The organism is Rhodococcus sp. NPDC003318, from assembly GCF_042879035.1.
GTDB lineage: Bacteria > Actinomycetota > Actinomycetes > Mycobacteriales > Mycobacteriaceae > Rhodococcus_G.
In genome coordinates, this window is sequence record NZ_JBIAOU010000003.1 from 246,166 (window position 1) to 261,285 (window position 15,120).

Below are 15,120 nucleotides of genomic sequence, written 5' to 3' on the forward strand. Positions count from 1 at the left end.
GCGCAGCGCCGGCGGCGGGCCGGGGGCGCGGGGGCTCCCGCCCCCCCCCCGCCGCCGCGGGGGGGGCGCCCGGCGCCCCCCCCCCCCCCCCCCCCCCCCCACCACTGCGGGGTCAGCGCAGCTTGATGCTGCCGCCGTCGACCATGAGGGTCTGGCCGGTCATGTAGCTCGCGTCGTCGCTGGCGAGGAACACCGCGACGCGGCCGATGTCGGACTCCGGATCACCGAACCGGTGCAGTGGCGTCTTGGCGAGAAGCACGTCCTCGACACCGGGGTTCGCCTCGATGTACGCCTTGACGCCCTCGGTCGCCGCCAGCGGCGAGATGACGTTGACGTTCACGTTGTGAACGGCCCACTCGTTGGCGGCGACCCGGCTGATCGCGCGAATGGCCTCCTTGGCCGCCGCGTACGACGCCTGGTTCACCTGGCCCTCGATGCCGGCGCCGGACGCGAAGTTGATCACCGACCCCTGGTTCGCGGCCAACTGCGCGTGCGCAGCCTTCATCAGCCGGAACGTCGGGTGGAACCCGGTCCCGAACGACAGGTCCAGCATGTCCTGGGTGGTCTCGAGCAGCGGTGCCTGCCGCGACGCGTGCGCGTTGTTGACCAGGATGTCGACCCTGCCGAAGGCCTCGATCGCGGCGTCGACGATCACCGCGGCGTTCTCCTCCCGGGAGATGTCCGCGTTGAGAAACCTTGCGGCGCCGCCTAGTTCGCCCTCGAGCGCGGCGCCCGCGTCGTCGTTGACGTCGACGAACAGGACCTGGGCGCCCTCCTTGGTGAACGCCCGGACGATGCCCCTGCCGATGCCACCGGCGCCGCCGGTGACGATCGCCACCTTGTCTGCGAGTCTCATGTCACGCCCCCTGTCGTCAGTCGACCGCCAGCGCGGCCTTCTCCAATTCGGCCACCCCGTACGCCGCGTAGGTCTCGTACGGTCCCCGGCCGGTGAAGTACGACGACAGCTGCTGGTCGAGTTCCTCCACGGTGAACGCCGAACCGGCTGCGTCGAAACGGTTCTCGACCTTGGGTGCGGCCATCAGTGCGACCATCCTGCCGTAGACCACGAACACCTGACCGGTGATCTCCCGCGACGCGGGGGACGCCAGGTACGAGACCAGGGTGCCGACCCGCTCCGGAGCGAGGGGGTCGAGGCCCGCGGTGGCGTCGGCGTCGCCGAACGCCTCGGCGGTCATCGCCGTCCGGGCGCGGGGGCAGATCGCGTTCGCGGTGACGCCGTAGCGGGCCAGCCCCTGGGACGTGGACAGCGTCAGGGCGGTGATGCCCGCCTTGGCGGCCGAGTAGTTCGGCTGCCCGGCGGAGCCGAACAGGAACGCCTCGGAGGAGGTGTTGACGACGCGGCCGTAGACCGGTCCTCCCGCGGCCTTGCTTGCATTGCGCCAGTACACGGCGGCGGCGTGCGAGGTCGCGGCGTGGCCCTTGAGGTGCACGCGGATCACGTCGTCCCAGTCGGATTCGGACAGGTTGAAGATCATCTTGTCGCGCAGGATGCCCGCGTTGTTGACGAGTATGTCGAAGGAGCCGAAGTTCTCGACCGCCGTGTCGACGAGGCGGCCGCCGAGCGACCAGTCGGAGACGTCGCCGGTGACGGCGACGGCCTGGCCGCCCGCGGCGACGATCTCCTCCGCGACGTCGTGTGCGGCCTGTCCCATGTCGTTGACGACGACCGCGGCGCCCGCCTGTGCGAGGGCGAGGGCCTCCGCGCGTCCGAGTCCGGCGCCGGCGCCGGTGACGACGGCGGCACGGCCGCCGAGGCTGACAGTTTCACCCATGGTGATCTCCCGTGTTCGGGTGCCCGCGGTTCCTCCGCCGACACTGAACCGGAAATTAGTATTCATTCTAGTTCTGGGCAAGGCTCGTCCCACTCTCCGGAGGCACTCCCGGTGTCCGGGAGTGACCGCCGCCACTCTCGCCCGTCGTGGGACCGTCCCGTCCGTACCCGCGCCGCACTGATCCAGCCACGCCACCTGCCTTCCGGAGGACCACCGATGTCGCTGAACCTTGCCGATCTCTTCGAAGCCGCGGCGGATGCCGTGCCCGACCGCCTCGCGATCGTGTGCGGGCAGGACCGCCTGACGTACCGCGCACTCGACGCCGAGGCCAACCGGTTCGCCCACCACCTGACCGGTGCCGGGGTGGGTGCTGGGGACCACGTCGGTATGTACATGCGCAACAGCGCCGAATTCGTCGTGGCGCTGCTCGCGTGCGTGAAGATCCGCGCCGTCCCGATCAACGTCAACTACCGGTACGTCGACGCGGAACTGGCCTACCTGTTCGGCAACGCGGAACTCGTCGCAGTGGTCGCCGATGCCGAGTTCGCCGCGACCACGGCTGCGGTGCTGCCGCAGACCCCGACCGTCCGGCACGTCGTATTCGTCGGCGGTGCCGACTCCGATGCCGTTGCGGCGTCGTCCGTCGAGTGGGGGACGGTCACCACCGGCGACTACCGCGATGCCGTCGCGGAGCGGTCCGCCGACCGCGACTTCCCGCAGCGCAGCGAGGACGACCTGTTCGTCATCTACACCGGCGGCACGACCGGCATGCCGAAGGGCGTGATGTGGCGTCAGGAGGACTTCTTCCACGCGGCGCTCTCGGGCGGCAACCCGTTCGGCGAGCCGTACAGCGGTCCGGCGGCGGTCGCCGCCGCGGTCCCGAACATCCCGGAGATGACCTGGATGCTGACCGCGCCGCTGATCCACGGCGCCGCGCTGTACTCCCTGTTCACCGCGTTCTGCGTCGGCGCCACCCACGTCCTGATGCCGCGATTCGACGCGCTCGACGCCGTCGCCCTGATCGAGCGCGAGCGTGTGATGACGGTGACGGTGGTCGGTGACGCCATGGCCCGGCCGTTGGCGGACGCGATCACCGAACACGGCGCCGGGCACGACCTGAGTTCGTTGCGGGTCGTCGGGTCCGGCGGTGCACTGTTCTCCCAGGCGGTGCGTGAGCAGCTCGTCGCGGAGTTGCCGCAGCTCACGGTGCGGGACGGGTTCGGCGCGTCGGAGTCCGGGGTGGACGGCAACCTCGAGATCGGCGCCGACGGGTCGATGCGGCTCGCCGCGAAGCCGACGGTGCACGTCGTCGACGAGCGGCTGCGTCCGATCGAGCCCGGCTCCGACGAGCTCGGCTACATCGCCCGGTCCGGACACGTGCCGCTCGGCTACTGGGGCGACGCGGAGAAGACGGCCGCGACGTTCCCGGTCGTCGACGGTGTCCGGATGTCGATCCTCGGGGACCTGGGCCGGGTGGAGGCAGACGGGACGGTCGTGCTGCTCGGACGCGGCTCGACGTGCATCAACACCGGCGGCGAGAAGGTCTTCCCGGAGGAGGTGGAGATGGCGATCAAGAGTCATCCCGCCGTCCTGGACGCTCTGGTCGCCGGCATCGACGACGCGCGCTACGGGCAGCGAGTCGGCGCCGTCGTGCAGGCCCGCGCCGGTTTCGACGTGCCCGGAGTCGACGAGCTGATCGCTCACGTCACCACGCGGGTCGCCCGCTACAAGGCGCCGCGGACCGTGGTCGGCGTCGACACGATCCGCCGTACGCCCGCGGGCAAGGCCGACTACCGCTGGGCCAGGCGCACGCTGGAGGAGTGGGTCGCCCGCCCCTGACCGGGCCCCACCCGTGGCTGAAGGTCACCTTCGTGCGCGTCACGCGCACGAAGGTGACCTTCAGCCGGGAACAGAGGGGGCGCGGTCAGAGGGCGGAGGAGAGGATGCCGCGGCCCTCGTCGCCGCCGTCGAGGACCCGGCCCACCCGGCGGGTGACCTTCCACTCGCCGTCGATGCGGGAGAACTCCCAGCGGTTCGCGGTGATCCGCGCGACCCGGTAGACGCCGGTCTCGTTGTCCCGCAGCACCAGTTGGGAGTGGCAGGTCGCGACCGCGCTGTCCCCGTCCAGGGTGATGTGCGGCGGGTACAGCAGGTGGCCGCTGCCGCTGTGGATGTACGACTGGTGGTTGCGGGAGTGGACCATCGCCTCGATCTCGGTGCGGCCGTGCATCGCGCCGGTGTCGACGTCGTAGACGCCGTCCTCGGTCCACAGGCCGGACACCTTCGCGGCCTGACCGCTGTCGACTGCCGGTCCGTAGGACGCGATCAGGTTCGTGATCGCCAGCCGGTCCTCGAGGGCTTGTACGCGGTCGGTGAGCGTGGTGACGAGGTCGTCGGTCGTGGTCATGAGGTGTCCTCCTGGTTGCCGAAACGGGTTGTAGGTCAGTCGAATTCGATGTCCACGGCCTGGGCGAGATGCTTCAGGGTGGACAGTTGGTCGCAGTAGTGCGTCGCGCTGGTCGCGGCGAGGGTGACGCCGGCGATCGTCGCGCCCGCGTCCCGCAGGCGGGTCAGCGCGCGGACGGCGGTGTCGGGTGCGGCCGCGGGATCGAGCGGACGGGACGTGCCGAGCACGACTGCCATGCCGTCCGGAACCGTCGTCCGGGCGAGCATCTCCGTCAGGTCGCCGAGGCCGAGCCCGAACGGCACCCAGCCGTCGCCGAGTTCGATCGCGCGCCGCAACGACCGTGCGCTGCGGCCGCCGATCCACAGCGGCACCCGCTCCTGCGCGGCGTGCGGCTGCACGACGACGTCGTCGAAGTCGTAGAACTCGCCGCGGTAGGTGGGGTTCGGCCGGCCCAGCGAGGCGCGCAGTGCACGCAGTGCGTCGTCGGCCCGGTCGCCGCGACCGGCGAATGTCGCTCCGAGAAGGTCGAACTCCTCGCGGAGGCTGCCGACGCCGAGCCCGAGGACGACGCGCCCGCCGCTGATCCGGTCGAGGGTGCCGTATCGTTTCGCGATCTCGAGGGGGTGGTGGTAGCCGAGGACCAGGACCTGCGTGGCGAGGCGGATCCGGTGGGTGCGGGCCGCCAGGAATCCCAGGGTGGACAGGGGGTCGAAGTAGGTGCCGCCCCGTTCGGACGCGACCGCGGTGGGCACGGCGACGTGCTCACTGCAGGTGAGATGGTGGTAGCCGAGCCGGTCGGCCGACTCGGCGATCGCCGCGACCTCGTCGATGCCGGCGGCGGCCTCCCAGGGTCCACGCGTGGCCGGGTGCTGGATCAGTACCGGGGTGACGATCCCGATTCGCATGGCCTTCTCGCTTCCCTCGGTGCCGGCCCGTGTCGCGGGCCCCGGGTGGGCTTTGTACCGCGGTGGCGGGGGAGCTGGGGGCCGATTCCCGGTGGTCGAGAACCCCCGCGCCGCGGAAGTGTTCTGGATCACTCTTCGGGCTGCTACAATTTCAGAATTCGTTTCAGTTTTGGATCGGAGGAAGTCGACATGACGGTCGTAGCCGACGCGCCCACCACCAAGTCCCGCGATGCACGGGACGTCCCGCCCTCGATGGTCGAGCGGATGACGCTGATCCTCGACGCGTTCGACGGCCGGGCCGCCCGGCTCACCCTCGAGGAGGTCGCCTGCCGCTCCCGACTGCCGCGGTCGACGGTGCATCGGATCCTGGATTCCCTGGTGAAACTGAACTGGGTCGAGCACGCCTCGTTCGGATACCGGCTCGGCCGCAGGGCGCTGGGGACGGGCGCCGACGGCGGGCACGCCGAACTCCGGGAGGCCGCCGCGCCGCTGCTGCACGAGCTGCATCTGCAGATCGGCATGGTCGTGCAGCTGTCGGTGCTCGACGCCCACGAGATCGTCTGTCTCGACAAGATCGGCGGTCGGATGGCCAACTCGATTCCGTCGCGGGTCGGCGGCCGGATCGCCGCGCACTCCAGCGCGTCGGGCAAGGCGATGCTCGCCTGGCTCGACCCCGAACGTGTCGACGCCGTGTGTGCGGGCCGTTTCGTCCGGTCCACGCCGAACACCATCACGTCGCTGCCCACCCTGCATCTGGAACTGAACCGGATCCGCCAGCGCCGCGGCCTGTCGTTCGAGCGGGAGGAGTCGGCACGCGGGGTGGCGTGTGTCGGCGTCGCCGTCCGCGGTCCCGAGGGGCCGGTCGCGGCGGTCTCGCTCAGCGGGGACGTGCGGACGGCGCCACTCGAGCGAGTGGCGCCCCTCGTGGTCGACGCCGCCCGGGAGATCAGCCGGACCCTGTTTCCGGAGTTGGGCGCGCCGCGTCGAGCCGCCCGGCTGCGGGCTCCGGTGCCCGCCGACACCTGGTCACCCGAGGCGCGGACCCGGGTGCTCGGCGGCCGTGTCGGCGGCTGGATCTGACGTCCCGGCGCCCGTCAGGGGCCGGTCCCGAGGGGCGTCAGCGGCTGTCCTTCTCGGCCTGACGCCGCGCGCCCGTCGCGATCGTCGACGCCTCGTACTTCTTGCGGCCGGGTGACTCGCGGGTCCGGTCCACCCGGGCGATACCGCTCGCCGGGACCTTGCCGTCGGAGTCGGGTCCGCCGAACGACGGTGCGTCCTTGCGTGCCCTGGCCAGGCGTTCCTGCTTGAGTTCGAGCGCCGTCTGCTCGGCCACGACCGCCAGCCGACGGCTGACCCGGGCGAGCGCGTCCTCGAAGACCTCCGCCTTGCGGAAGTTCTGCTTGTTCGCGGCCTTGCCCGCGCCGCGGCCGCCCTTCTCGGTGACCTTCTTCGCACCCGCGCGTCGGTAGAGCTTGACGTACTTGTTGCGGGCCTTGCGGATTCGGCTGTGCAGAACGAGGAGGTCGTCCTCGTCGAGTTCCGCCATCGCGGTCTTCCTGGTCTCGCGGACCAGTAGGGCCTCGTCTTCGCTCAGGGACTTCGGCACCTTGGCCATGTTGCCCTCCGCTCCGTGTCGGGTTGGACGCCATGGTAGTCGAACCGACATCTCGCTGATCGGGAATCTCTCTCCCGGGGACCGCCACGTGCTGGCACCGTCGGCGCCATGACGAGCGAACTCACCTACGAGTCCACCCAGAGGGAGGTCGCGACCGACCTCGGCACGCTGAGATACCACGAGGCCGGCGACGGTCCGCCGCTACTGCTCCTGCACGGTTCCGGGCCGGGGGTCACCGGCTGGCGGAACTACCGGGGGGTGCTCGCCGACTTCGCCGAGCACTTCCGCTGCCTCGTGCTCGAATTCCCGGGCTTCGGCGTGAGCGATCCCGGCGACGGCCACCCGATGGTGATGGCCGGCGCCTCCGTCGGGGTCTTTCTCGACGCGATCGGCGTCGACGGCCCGGTCCACATGATCGGAAACTCGATGGGTGGGGTCGTCGCCACCAACGTCGCGATCAACGAGCCGCACCGGGTGGACAAGCTGGTCACCATCGGTGGCATCGGCAGGAACGTCTTCGTGCCCGCCCCCGGCGAGGGCATCAAGTTGCTGATGGAGTTCACCGACAACCCGACGCGTGAGGGCCTGATCCGGTGGTTGCACTCGATGGTGTACGACCCGGCCGTGGTCACCGAGCAGCTGATCGAGGAACGCTGGGCGCTGGCCACCGAACCGACGACGCTCGAGATCGCCGCCCGGATGTACAGCAGCAAGGCCTTCGCGGCGAACACCGAGGCGGCGCGGGCATCCGGCGTCACTCCGTACTGGGCGCAGCTGCACAGGATCACCGCCCCGACGTTGCTCACCTGGGGCCGCGACGACCGTGTCAGTCCGGTCGACATGGCGATGCTGCCGATGCGCGACATCCCCAATGCCGAGTTGCACGTCTTCCCGAACTGCGGGCACTGGACGATGATCGAGGCCAGGGAGGCCTGGACGTCCGCGGTTCTCGCCTTCCTGACCCGCAAGGACAGCTGAGATGGCACAGACCTGGGACACCACCGTCGACTTCCTGATCGTCGGCAGCGGTGGCGGCGGCATGTCCGCCGGCATCGCCGCCGCGGACCTCGGACTCGACACCCTGATCATCGAGAAGGGGAAGAAGTTCGGCGGTTCGACCGCCATCTCGGGCGGCGGTATCTGGATCCCCAACGCCCCCACCCTCACTCGCAGGGGCATGGTCGACGATCCGGCCGCCGTCCGCCGTTACCTGCGGACGCTGACGGCGGGCACGGTGTCGGACGCGCGGATCGACGCGTACGTCGACAACGGGCCGAAGCTGATGCAGCTGCTCGACCGCAGCAAGCACATGAAGCTGTACTGGGTGAAGGGCTACTCCGATTACCACCCGGAGGAGGACGGCGGCAGCCCGCTCGGCCGCACCATCGAGTGTCTGCCGTTCGACACCCGAAAGCTGAAGGAGAACGAGCAGTTTCAGCGTCCCAACAGCATGAAGGGCCCGCTCGGGTTGTGGGTGACGTCGAAGGACTACCACGACCTGGCGATGGTCAAGCGGACCTGGGCCGGTCGCCGTGCGTCGCTCGTCGCCGCCTGGCGGGTGGCGTCGAACATGGTGCGCCGCAGGCACATGGCGACCGGCGGACGGGCACTGGTTGCACGACTGCGGATGGCGCTCGCGGACGCCGGCGTCCCGCTGTGGCTGCGCACGTCGATGACCGAACTCGTCACCGACGAACGCGGCACCGTGATCGGCGTCGTCGCCGAGCGGGAGGGCAGGCAGGTGCGGATCCGCGCCCGCCGCGGGGTTCTGCTCGCCACCGGAGGGTTCGACCACAACCAGCAGATGCGCGACGAGTACCTGCCCGAGCACGGCCGGGCGAACATCAGTGCGGGTGCCAGGGAGAACGTCGGTGACGGCATCACCGAAGGCCTGCGGCTCGGCGCGGCGGTGGACCTGATGGACGACGCCTGGTGGATGCCGTCGGTGTTCCACCCGATGGGTGCGGTGATCCCGCTGGTCTCCGAGCGGTGCATCCCGCCGTCGGTGATCGTCAACGCCCAGGGCGAGCGCTTCACCAACGAGTCGTCGCCGTATGTGAACTTCGTCCACGACCAGCTCGAGGGCGGCCACGTCCCGGCATGGTTCGTGATGGACACCAAGGCCAAGAACCGGTACCCGTTCGCGCAGGTGCTGCCGAACATGCCGTTCCCCCAGGGCTTCTACGACTCCGGAGTGGTGCACCGGGCGGACACGCTGCCGGAGCTCGCCGCCGCGATCGGCGTTCCCGCCGAGCGGCTGGTCGCGACGATCGAGCGGTTCAACGGATTCGCCAGGGCAGGGAAGGACGAGGACTTCGGTCGCGGCGACAGCGCGTACGACCGCTACTACGGCGACCCGACGATGAAGAACCCCAACCTGGACGAGATCGTCAAGGGCCCGTTCTACGCGATCCGCTGCGAGGCGGGCGACCTCGGCACCAAGGGCGGTCTCGTGACCGACGAGAACAGCCGGGTGCTGCGCGGCGACGGAACCGCGATCGACGGGCTGTACGCGACGGGCAACACCACCGCCTCGGTGATGGGCAACGAGTACGCCGGCGCGGGCGCGACGATCGGACCGTCGATGGTTTTCGGATATCTCGCCGCGAAGTACGCGGCCGCGCATACGCTCCCACTGAGCGAGAGCACCGAGGCCGCGTCCGCCTGAGGACTGCGACGTTCACATCGACAGGCGGCGCGCCGCCGGATTCAGCGAAAGACGAGGGAAACCATGGGGCAGGTCCTGGATCGGATCGAACAGTACGCGGACGAGATCCGCGCGGACGGCGTCGAGGGCGACAAGCTGATGCGGCTGACCGACGCCAACGCCAAGCGGCTCAAGGAGGCCGGAGCGATCCGGATGCTGCAGCCGAAACAGCACGGCGGTCTGGAGGTGCATCCGCGCGAGTTCGCGGAGACCGCCATGGCGATCGGGGCGATGGACGGCGCCACCGGCTGGGTCACCGGCATCGTCGGAGTCCACCCGTGGGAGCTGGTCTTCTTCGACCCGAAGGCGCAGGACGAGGTGTGGGGGCAGGATCAGGACACCTGGATGGCGTCGCCGTACGCGCCGATGGGCGTCGCGGTCCCGACCGACGGCGGCTACATCCTCAACGGGCGCTGGTCGTTCTCGTCGGGCACCGACCACTGCCAGTGGGTGATGATCGGCGCGATGGTCGGCAACGCGGACGGCTCCCCGCAGATGCCGCCGAAGATCCTGCACGTTCTGCTGCCGCGCAGCGACTACGAGATCGACCAGGACAGCTGGGACGTCGTCGGCCTGCGCGGCACCGGCAGCAAGGACCTGATCGTCAAGGACGCCTTCCTGCCGCAGCATCGGACCCTCGACGCGGCCACCGTGTACGACGGCACCGCGCCGAAGATCGCCGGACGCACCGAGACGCTGTACAACTTCCCGTTCTCGTGCATCTTCCCGCTCGGCATCACGTCGTCGCTGATCGGGATCGCGGAGGGCGCGCTGGCATGCCACATCGCGGCGCAGAAGGACAGGGTCGCGATCACCGGGGTGCCGATCAAGGAGGATCCGTACGTCCTGTTCGCGATCGGTGAGGCGGCCGCGGAGATCGCCGCCTCGCGGGCCGCGATCCTCGAGACGGTGGACCGGTTCTGGGACCTCACCGAGAAGGGCACCGAGGTGACCTTCGAGCAGCGGGCCGTCGGGCGTCGCACGCAGACCGCGGCAGCGTGGCGGGCGGTGCGGGCGGTGGACGAGATCTTCGCCCGCTCAGGTGGCGGTGCGCTGCAGATGAAGACGCCGCTGCAGCGGTTCTGGCGGGATGCGCACGCCGGCCTGTCGCACGCGATCCACGTGCCGGGTTCGATCTTCCACGCGTCGGCGCTCACTCAACTCGGCGGTGAGCCGCAGGGCATCCACCGCTCGATGATCTGATTTCTCGAAAAGGACTGGTGGAGAAGATGACCGACATCCGATCGCTCGGATATCTCACGGTCCGCACGCAGGACGTGCCGCGCTGGCGCGAGCTGGTCGTCGACGGACTCGGCATGGCCGTCGGATCCGGGCCGGACGAGGACGGGCTGTACCTGCGGGTCGACGAGCGGACCTCGCGGCTGCAGGTGCTGCCCGGTGACGTCGACAAGGTCGTCGCCGTCGGCTGGGAGGTGCGTGACCAGTTCGCGCTGCAGGCCGTCCGCGAGCAGGTCGAGAAGGCCGGTGTGGAGGTCCGCGAACTCACGCAGGACGAGGCGGACCACCGGCGCGTCGAACGGGCGATCACGTTCACCGACCCGGCCGGCACCGTGCTCGAGGTGTTCTTCGGTCCGGTCCTCGACCACAGCCCGGTCGTCACCCCGCACGGCGGACGGTTCGTCACGGGGGGAGCGGGGCTCGGCCACGTGGTGCTCCCGACCCCCCACTACGAGCAGACCTACGCCTTCTACACGGAAGTGCTCGGATTCCTGCCGCGCGGCGCGATCCGGCTCGGCGGGCCCGGCGCGCCGGGCCCCGCACGGCGGGTGCGGTTCCTCGGGGTCAACGAACGACACCACAGCCTGGCGATCTGCCCGGCGCCCCCCACCGAGGCGCCCGGCCTGGTGCACCTGATGATGGAGGTCGACACCCTCGATGCCGTCGGCCAGGCACTGGACCGGGTGAACGCACTCGGGTTCTCACTGTCCTCGACACTGGGCCGGCACACCAACGACAAGATGATCTCGTTCTACGTGCGCGCGCCCGGAGGGTGGGACATCGAGTTCGGCACCGACGGGATGCTCGTGGACGAGCGTCACTTCACCGCCGAGGAGATCACCGCGGACAGCTACTGGGGCCACGACTGGTCCGGGTCGGAGCCGCTCGCGGCGTTCACCCCGAAGTCCTGATCCGGGCGGGAGGGCACACGAAGCCGGATGCGGCGGTCGCGGAGGAGTCGACCGCCGCATTCGGCTTTCGCGTCGCCGGGATCGTCCCCGACGCCTATCGTGGTACTGCGGATCCGCCGTCCCACGGAGGTGCCCGATGTCCCGTCCCTCGCAGTCTGCGCAGCGCCCCGACTTCACCGGACTGCTCGCGGTGTACGTCAACTGCACGTTGAAACGGTCGCCGGAACGCAGCAACACGCAGGGGCTGGTCGACCGCAGCATCGACCTGATGCGTGACGTGGGCGTCGCGGTCGACCAGATCCGGGCCGTCGACCACGACATCGCCACCGGCGTGTATCCGGACATGACCGAGCACGGCTGGGCGACCGACGAGTGGCCACGGCTGTTCGAGCGGATCATCGCCGCCGACATCCTGGTCCTTGCCGGACCGATCTGGTTGGGCGACAACAGTTCCGTCATGAGACGGGTGATCGAGCGGCTGTACGGGTGCTCCTCGATCCTCGGCGACAAGGGGCAGTACGCGTACTACGGCCGGGTCGGTGGGGCACTGTTCACCGGCAACGAGGACGGCGTCAAACACTGTGCGATGAACGTGCTCTACAGCCTGCAGCACCTCGGCTACACGATCCCTCCCCAGGCCGACGCCGGATGGATCGGCGAGGCCGGACCGGGGCCGTCCTACCTGGACGACGGCTCCGGTGGACCGGAGAACGACTTCACCAACCGCAACACCACCTTCATGACGTACAACCTCATGCACGTCGCCGCAATGATCAAGGCGGCGGGCGGAATTCCCGCCTACGGCAACCAGCGATCGCAGTGGGACGCCGGCTGCAAGCCGAGCTTCGCCAATCCCGACTACCGCTGAAGGGGGTTCGTCGTGACCATCTCGTTCAACCACACCATCGTCGCTGCCGAGGACAAGCAGCGCTCCGCCTACTTCCTCACTGGGCTGTTCGGGCTGCCGGACCCGGTTCCCGCCGGGCACTTTCTCGCCGTCGAACTCGACCACGGCGTGACACTGGACTTCGCCGAGCCACCCCCGAACACCCACATCGCTCCCCAGCACTACGCCTTCCTGGTCTCCGAAGAGGACTTCGACACCATCTACGGCCGGATCCAGGAACGGGGGATCGAGCACTGGGCGGATCCCCGCCGGTCCGCGCACGGCATCAACCGCAACGACGGCGGCCGGGGCACCTACTTCCTCGACCCGTCCGGGCACTACCTGGAGATCATCACCCGCCCGTACGGATCGGGGCGCTGACGTCCCGCGGCCAGCCGGCCTCGAGGTCGGTTCCGACGTGCACACGGATGGTGAGCCGTTCGAAGGAGGCGGTCCCGGACTCGACGCGGCAGGCCGCCGAGTACGTTCCCCAGCCGAGCATCGATCGGTTCTCGCCGCGGCCCGTGAAGCCGAAGTAGCAGTCGAGCTCCGCGATCTCGGCCGAGCTCGCGCGTACCTCCGGCGCGCAGACGAAGTGCCGCTTCTCCGAGTCGTCGAGGGCCGCAGCACGGCGGAAGAACGCCGCGATCTCGTCGCGCCCGCGATACGTCCCGCGGCTGGTGTCCAGCACGCCGTCGGCGACGAACAGGCGCGCGAGCACCTCGGGGTCGGGACGGTCGAGGGCGGCCGCGTACCGGTGCGCGAGGTTGCCCGCGGCCCGCTCGGCCTCGAGCGCCGCGACGCGGGCCGTCAGGGTCGCGAGCGCGGCGCGGGGGTCGTCGTCGGACATGTCTCTCCTGGTCGTCGCCTCGAACACTGATGTGATGCAGATTATATTCATAAATATTGATCGGCATCGGCCGGTGACTGCCCGGCCGCCGTGCTCAGGGCAAGGCGGCCGGGCAGTCCGTACCGCGCCGACCCGGTGAGGTCGCGGACCGGTGGCGGGCGGCCTCCGCTTCGGCCGCGCGCAGGAAGCCGGGCGTGTTCGACGCGCACGCGAGGCAGATCGCCTGATGGCCGGCCGAGGGGTCGCGATCCATCTCGTAGGCGATGTACGAGTCACCGCATCGATGGCACTCGACTCGTGACTCCCACGGATCGTCGACCTCGTTGCGTGGATCGAGGGGACGATCGAGCGTGAACCACCACGGCCTGGAGAACCGGAGCGCGACCGTGTAGAGGGCAGCCGCGAGTACACAACTCACGGGAGGTGCCCACACCGTGCCGGACGTGCCACCGAAGGCCACCATCACGATCCCGGTCAGCGACGAGGCGCCCCAGGCGACCACACCGGCGGGATTCACCGCCGGTACACGTCCCGGCCGGAACTCCGCCGCGGCGAGGGCTCTGCCCCTGCCGTTCGACGTGAGCGCGATGTGCGTCATGGCGATGGCGACCCAACTGACGATGATCACGCCCTGGTAGCTCAGTGCCTGCAGGATCCACGACAGGACGTTGGTCAGCATCATCACGTAGACGACGACCGCCACGACCGCGAGCCAGAACACGCGGGGGAGCGTGAGCTTGAAGACGCGGGCGAAGAAGTTCTGCAGATTCGTCGAGGCGAGATAGAAGTTCCCGGTGTTGACGCGGGTCTGACTGACCACCACCCAGAGCAGGCCCCAGAAGCCCATCATGGCGACGATGCCCAGGATCGCGGACTCCTCGTCGAGCGCGCCCTCGATGTCGATCGTGTGCGCGAGGAAAATGCCGACGAGGGCGTTCGCCAGCAGGGTCATCACGTAGAACGGCGTCCCGAAGGTGATGCGTCCGTTGAACTTCGCGTCCTCGGGGCGACCGAAGCGGGCGAAGTCCCAGGCCATCATCGTCACCACCCACACGCCCATGTAGACGGTGAAGGCGAACCACCAGCCCGGCACCCCGAAGTCGACGGCGTCGGCGGGTTCGTAGGTGAGCCAGTCGTTGCTGTACCCGTACCGGGTGATTGCCCAGACCACCGACCCGACCAGCCCAACGAGGTACAGCGGCAGCAGCAACCCGTTGATCTTGTCGAGCCAGGTGGTCACACCGCGCATGGCGAGTGGAGCCTGGTACAGCACCACGATCAGACAGCACACCGCAATCGGGAGCGTCGGAACGTAGGCGTGCAGAGCGCTGGCGACGATGGCGCCCTCCGCCACGACGTAGTAGGTGATCGTGATGCCGAACAGCGCGGCCGCGAACGCGGAGCCGGCCCGGCCGAACAGGGCGCGTGAGAAGAGGGACACACTGGTACCGGTCCTGGCGGCGTACCGCGCCGCGACCGAGTTGATGGCACCGTATGTCACTGTGGAGAGGGCGATTCCGATGATGGTGTCCACCGTGCCCACCGAGAGGGTGACGGTGCTTCCGACGACGACCCAGAACATCGCACTCATCAGACCGAACCAGGCCATGGAAACCGAGAGGCGTCCGCTCCGCCACGAGAGCGGGACGATGTGCAGCGAGTAGTCCTCGGCGGCGGCGCGTTCGAGGACCTTGGGATCGTCGGTGGAGGACAGTGCGAGCGTGGGTACCTCGCGGGTACCCGGATGCGGCGTAACTGACATGAGTCTTCCTGTTCGATGATGTCCTTGGCGCCGTTGCCAGTGGAT

General features: G+C 69.4%; 15 protein-coding genes. 8 read left to right on the plus strand and 7 right to left on the minus strand.

The window, feature by feature from the left end; genetic code table 11:
* Positions 1-112: 112 nt before the first annotated feature.
* Together ACFYVR_RS08530 and ACFYVR_RS08535 are read right to left on the minus strand one after the other, a co-directional pair.
* Positions 113-856 (minus strand): SDR family NAD(P)-dependent oxidoreductase, encoded by a 744-nt coding sequence (locus ACFYVR_RS08530; RefSeq protein ID WP_387471657.1) that lies wholly within the window; start codon positions 854-856, stop codon positions 113-115.
* Positions 857-872: 16 nt separating this feature from the next.
* Positions 873-1,793, minus strand: coding sequence for a 3-oxoacyl-ACP reductase (locus ACFYVR_RS08535; protein ID WP_387471658.1), 921 nt, complete (start codon positions 1,791-1,793; stop codon positions 873-875).
* A gap of 216 nt (positions 1,794-2,009) precedes the next feature.
* Between ACFYVR_RS08535 and ACFYVR_RS08540 the strand changes: the two genes are divergently transcribed.
* Complete coding sequence (locus tag ACFYVR_RS08540) at positions 2,010-3,632, plus strand: acyl-CoA synthetase (protein ID WP_387471660.1); 1,623 nt, start codon at positions 2,010-2,012, stop codon at positions 3,630-3,632.
* An 85-nt stretch (positions 3,633-3,717) separates the two neighbouring features.
* Here the strand turns inward: ACFYVR_RS08540 and ACFYVR_RS08545 are convergent, their stop codons facing one another.
* Together ACFYVR_RS08545 and ACFYVR_RS08550 are read right to left on the minus strand one after the other, a co-directional pair.
* Entirely contained in the window at positions 3,718-4,200 is a 483-nt protein-coding gene (locus tag ACFYVR_RS08545) for a nuclear transport factor 2 family protein (RefSeq protein ID WP_387471662.1), read from the minus strand.
* 35 nt (positions 4,201-4,235) lie between these two features.
* Positions 4,236-5,105, minus strand: coding sequence for an LLM class F420-dependent oxidoreductase (locus tag ACFYVR_RS08550; RefSeq protein WP_387471664.1), 870 nt, complete (start codon positions 5,103-5,105; stop codon positions 4,236-4,238).
* A 189-nt stretch (positions 5,106-5,294) separates the two neighbouring features.
* Between ACFYVR_RS08550 and ACFYVR_RS08555 the strand changes: the two genes are divergently transcribed.
* Positions 5,295-6,185 carry an IclR family transcriptional regulator gene (locus ACFYVR_RS08555; RefSeq protein ID WP_387471667.1) on the plus strand — a complete coding sequence of 297 codons (891 nt, stop codon included), beginning with the start codon at positions 5,295-5,297 and terminating at the stop codon, positions 6,183-6,185.
* Positions 6,186-6,222: 37 nt separating this feature from the next.
* Here ACFYVR_RS08555 and ACFYVR_RS08560 read toward each other — a convergent pair whose 3' ends face one another.
* Entirely contained in the window at positions 6,223-6,720 is a 498-nt protein-coding gene (locus ACFYVR_RS08560; RefSeq protein WP_387471670.1) for a hypothetical protein, read from the minus strand.
* Between the two features lie 108 nt (positions 6,721-6,828).
* Here ACFYVR_RS08560 and ACFYVR_RS08565 point away from each other — a divergent pair, with 108 nt between their 5' ends.
* From ACFYVR_RS08565 to ACFYVR_RS08590, 6 genes are all read left to right on the plus strand, one after another.
* Complete coding sequence (locus ACFYVR_RS08565; protein ID WP_387471672.1) at positions 6,829-7,698, plus strand: alpha/beta fold hydrolase; 870 nt, start codon at positions 6,829-6,831, stop codon at positions 7,696-7,698.
* 1 nt (position 7,699) lies between these two features.
* The gene (locus ACFYVR_RS08570) at positions 7,700-9,388 is read left to right on the plus strand and encodes an FAD-binding protein (protein WP_387471675.1); all 1,689 of its coding nucleotides are present in this window, start codon (positions 7,700-7,702) and stop codon (positions 9,386-9,388) included.
* Positions 9,389-9,451: 63 nt separating this feature from the next.
* Positions 9,452-10,630, plus strand: a complete 1,179-nt coding sequence (locus ACFYVR_RS08575) for a hydroxylase (protein ID WP_387471677.1) — start codon at positions 9,452-9,454, stop codon at positions 10,628-10,630.
* Positions 10,631-10,656: 26 nt separating this feature from the next.
* Positions 10,657-11,577, plus strand: a complete 921-nt coding sequence (gene bphC / locus ACFYVR_RS08580; RefSeq protein ID WP_387471679.1) for a biphenyl-2,3-diol 1,2-dioxygenase — start codon at positions 10,657-10,659, stop codon at positions 11,575-11,577.
* Positions 11,578-11,713: 136 nt separating this feature from the next.
* Positions 11,714-12,445: a flavodoxin family protein gene (locus tag ACFYVR_RS08585; protein WP_387471681.1), complete on the plus strand. Its 732-nt coding sequence runs from the start codon at positions 11,714-11,716 to the stop codon at positions 12,443-12,445.
* Between the two features lie 12 nt (positions 12,446-12,457).
* Positions 12,458-12,844 (plus strand): VOC family protein, encoded by a 387-nt coding sequence (locus ACFYVR_RS08590; RefSeq protein ID WP_387471683.1) that lies wholly within the window; start codon positions 12,458-12,460, stop codon positions 12,842-12,844.
* Here the strand turns inward: ACFYVR_RS08590 and ACFYVR_RS08595 are convergent.
* Entirely contained in the window at positions 12,816-13,313 is a 498-nt protein-coding gene (locus tag ACFYVR_RS08595) for a nuclear transport factor 2 family protein (RefSeq protein WP_387471685.1), read from the minus strand. The two genes, ACFYVR_RS08590 and ACFYVR_RS08595, sit on opposite strands and share 29 nt — an antisense overlap.
* A 94-nt stretch (positions 13,314-13,407) precedes the next feature.
* Positions 13,408-15,075, minus strand: a complete 1,668-nt coding sequence (locus ACFYVR_RS08600; protein WP_387471688.1) for a purine-cytosine permease family protein — start codon at positions 15,073-15,075, stop codon at positions 13,408-13,410.
* Positions 15,076-15,120: the final 45 nt, after the last annotated feature.